The sequence below is a fragment of the Pedobacter sp. genome, assembly GCF_045628745.1.
GTDB lineage: Bacteria > Bacteroidota > Bacteroidia > Sphingobacteriales > Sphingobacteriaceae > Pedobacter.
This window is the reverse complement of the sequence record NZ_JAZQPU010000375.1, coordinates 1-4,188: the sequence shown is the minus strand read 5'-3', so window position 1 is coordinate 4,188 and position 4,188 is coordinate 1. Positions and strand designations below refer to the sequence as shown.

1 protein-coding gene and 2 pseudogenes are annotated in these 4,188 nt (G+C 41.0%); all 3 read right to left on the bottom strand.

All coding sequences use genetic code 11. The features are described 5' to 3' along the window. Positions 1-388, bottom strand: a pseudogene (locus ACR2F7_RS13745) (polysaccharide lyase); the annotation flags it as partial. Between the two features lie 676 nt (positions 389-1,064). After that, positions 1,065-2,837: a RagB/SusD family nutrient uptake outer membrane protein gene (locus ACR2F7_RS13740; RefSeq protein ID WP_432714127.1), complete on the bottom strand. Its 1,773-nt coding sequence runs from the start codon at positions 2,835-2,837 to the stop codon at positions 1,065-1,067. A 98-nt stretch (positions 2,838-2,935) separates the two neighbouring features. Then, positions 2,936-4,188 (bottom strand): annotated as a pseudogene (locus tag ACR2F7_RS13735) (SusC/RagA family protein); the annotation flags it as partial.

The following is a 4,188-nucleotide window of genomic DNA, read 5'->3' as shown; positions in this document are numbered from 1 at the left end:
CAATTCTTGCCCCACCCTGCTCACAGGCATCACGTAAAGAACCCGGACCACTGTCGTTTAAATTAGTGACCACTATTACCCTTCCCCCGCGACCACCGAAGCTATAAGCACCACCGCCTTCAGCACCTGGAAATGCAGGTAATTCTGCCTGTGGCAGATCTGTAGGCCTGCCAGCCCATGGAATATAGGGCTTACCCTCTTTAGCTTCTTTTTCAATTGTTGGCAGTGCTTTCTGCCAGGCAATATCTGACTGTTTATAAGCTGCTGTCATCAAATCTTCGGAGGCTTTTTTTACATCGGCAGGAATATTTGGATATTGAGCGAAAGTGGAGGAAGCTACAAGGAGTAGTGCAGCGGAAATGGAAGAATTTAAAAATCTCATTTTCATGTCATACAGGATAATTGAAATACCATCAAAATAAGCAATGAATTCTTTAGATAGAAATCTAATATTTATATATAAAGAAAGATACTTGGTTAGGCTGGTTGTTTCAGGTAATTAAATTTGGTTAGATGGTATATCTCTTTTCAAATTTGCAACCTAAAATAGGGTTATTAATGTATAATTTTCGCCATCTATTATACAATATTATCTTTTTGCAGTTAAGGCTACAAAAAGGGGCTTTAATGTCGCAAGGATGTTACAGGCAAGGGAATCTGGAAGTTCAACTGGAGGAGAAAACCAGGCATTCGGCAGGGATTAAAATTTATAGTGTAAAGCAAATTCCGGAGTAGATATTGGGTAGCCCGGGTGGAAGGCTGAATAGGTGTGCAATGGACGTATATGAGTTGGCAGGTATTAGTGAGTCCACGGTAAGTCCACACTGAGTCCACGGTGAGTCCACCTTATACCAAACAAAGGGTGGACTGACCGTGGACCCAGTGTGGATTGGAGGCGCTGTCATAACAAGCTGTCTACAACGTACCACATAACCGTAACTCGTACATTAAGAGTTGTTTAACGAATATCATAAACAAAAAAAGACCACTTGTTTTTAAGCAAGCGGTCTTTTGAGCTTTTTTGTAGCAATGGCGAAAAAAGGCTGTGCTACAGCATTATAAATTTAATAACCAGGATTTTGAAAACCAGCAGGATTGCTGATGGCATCCATTTGTCCTTGTGGGATTGGGCGCAAGGCATGCACACCATTGATAAAATACTGACCTACGTCAGGATTTTTTTCCATCAGGTACTCTTTGGTTAATTTACCGGTACGTTTTAAATCATACCAGCGAGTATATTCGCCACAAAGCTCTCTGGCGCGTTCATCCAAAATGAATTGCACATTGAGATCAGCGGCCGAAATTGTTGGGGCACCTACCCTGTTGCGTAAAGTATTAATAAAACCAGCTGCTGTACCTGAAGCACCATTTAAATAAAAGTCTGCTTCAGCAGCAATTAAATAAACCTCACCTAAACGCATTACAGTGGCATTGGCATCACTGGTATAGTTGTTACTTTTCGGACTGATCAATGAGCCTGAGTTAAATTTAGTCAAGGAGGGATAGAACTTCAAGAATGGGTTATCTACCTCACCAGCATCAACATTAACACGGGTATATTTCATCTTCACTTTGTTATCACTACCATAAATATCTGCAAGGTCAACCCACAAATACTTGTTGGTTAATTTTGAAGGTCTTTGGGCAGCATAATCCGCATCGGCAGGGTTGGCTAATTTAATGGCCAATGAACCGCTGGCAAGTGGAGTGCCTACAGGCACAGCCGAGCTACGGTCAAATTGCTTAATGGCATCTGTTGTCCATGCATAATTTGTATTGGCCGTCCAGGTGGTTTGGAACGACAAGGCATAACGTGGATCCAAGGTTCCGTCTGCATTTTTAAATACATCCAGCAAGTATTTGCTTGGCATAAAGTTACCTCCCGACCAGCGACCAACCTCTAACTGAAAGCCGGCAGCTAAGATGGCCCCAAAAGCTGTTGGGGTGCTGTAAAAGTTTTTGAAATCGTTATTATGGTCGAACACATTGGTAGAACCATAAGCTTGCGAATAAGGAATTTGGTACAATGCTTCCTGGTTATTTTTATTGTTCGCTGCATTGAAGTTATTTTGAAAATTAGCATAAAGCTGCGTCTGGTAGGTAGCCTGATTTTCAATCAGTTTTTTAGCCGTCGAAAGGGCTTCAGCCAGATATGCAGTACTGCCATATTCTTTGGTTTGCAGGCAGGCTTTTGCCAAAAGACCCAAAGCTGCTTTTTTTGTAGGCTTGCCAGCTACAGCAGTCGTTGGTAAGTTTTCTATGGCAAAACGCAGATCAGGGATAATGGCCTTTTCATAAATTTCCATTGGCGCAGTTCTGGTGGCATTTGTTTCTGCCGCAGTGGTTTCCTTTAAGGTTAATACTACGGGACCAAATTGTTCTACCAGGTGAAAATAGTATAAAGCCCTTAAGAAATAGGCTTCTGCAACCTTGGCATTTTTCTCTGCATCATTGGTGAAATCCTGTACTTGGTCTACACGATCAATAACCATATTACAATAGTTGATGGCATCGTAGGCGCCATTCCAATGGTCTTTTGCCATGTCGATAGACATCGCCCCGCCAGAAGCATATTTCATGTAATTCTGGTTGTTATTTGAATTTAAATCTGAAGTCCAGCTGTCTGTTCCACCTTCGGTAATCAGCAGCAAACTACGGCCATAAAAGTACCTCGACAAATCAAAATAACAGCTGTTGATTAATTTTTCATAGCCCAGCTTTGTTGCGGCAACCTTGTCAACCGTTACACCCGAGGGATTAATTTCTTCAAGCGAGCAAGAAGAAAGCCCTACCCAAAGGGTTAATATAGAGAATAATATATTCTTTGTTTTCATTATCTTATTTAATTTTTTCTATAGGTAATGAAGCTGTCAAAAGCATTAAATATTAATTGTAAATGGTAAGCTTTTGATGGTTTCATACGTATAGTCAGTTAAAGAGTTACGTTAAGACCAAATACAAACTGTTTGGTTAATGGAAAATTATCCGATCCATTGCGTTCAGGATCCTGGTATTTTAACTGGCTGCTTTTGGCAAAAATAAAGGGATTACCTGCAGTAGCGTAAATACGTAGTTTTTGAATACCCAGTTTTTCAGAGAAATACTGCTGCAGACTATAACCTAAAGTGATGTTTCTGATTTTAAAATAAGAACCATCCACATATTTCAGGGATTCAAAACCTATATAACCTGCCGTAGTAGAGTGTAAACCTGGTCTTGGCAAATAAGCGCCCGGATTTTCAGGCGTCCAGTAATCTACATCATCAGGACTATTGGTTGTGCTGGTGGTTGGGTTGTATCGGGTAATTAATTCATTCTGTAACATTTGACCGTACCTGGCGGTGACCAGAATACTGGCATCAAAATTTTTGTACCTGAAGTTATTTTGAATACCACCTGTCCAGTCTGGCACTGCAGAGCCTAATATGGTTTTATCATTCGCTCCATAGGCATGTGTACCATCGGCCGCAAAAATACCATTTGTAGCCAGCTTAATGTCGCCTGGTTTAGAATTGTATTTTAATGCTTCTGCAGTTTCATTTTCCTGCCAGATACCTAAGTATTTGTAATTAAAAAAGGTTTTAACCGGCTGATTCATGAACAAGCCATCAGAAATTAAGTCCATTCCACCAGGTAAAGAAACGATTTTTTCTTTATTGCGGGCAAATGTTAATACAGTGCTCCAGGTAAAATCTTTTCTTCTGAAATTCCTCGTCTCCAGCATTATCTCTAAGCCTTTGTTATTGGTGGCGCCAATGTTCTGCCACATTTTAAAAGGGCTACCCCATGAGCCACCCAATGATGCAGGCATGTTTCTTTTGTATAATACATCTTTGGTATCTGTGTTATACCAATCCATAGTGAGGTTAAGGGCACCTTTAAAAAATTCGGCGTCTATACCAATGTTGGTATTATAAGACTTTTCCCAGCCCAGGTCTTGATTAGCCAATAGCTGATTAAGGATAAAGGAGGGACCAGGCGTGTCTGTGCCAAAACCTACAGGTTTTGGAGCATTGTAGCCCCCCGCTTGTGTGTCATAACCACTTAAAGGGCCGGCGTTTCCTGTAACTCCATAGCCTGCACGGATTTTAAAACTAGACACAGCAGTAATTCCTTTAAAGAATTCTTCATCGCTCACTCTCCAGGCAACAGCTCCAGCAGGAAAGGTATCCCATTTATTGCCTT

Bases quoted from the DNA above. Each gene is read 5' to 3' on its own strand.
- ACR2F7_RS13740 (WP_432714127.1), bottom strand. From the start codon at position 2,837: ATGAAAACAAAGAATATATTATTCTCTATATTAACCCTTTGGGTAGGG.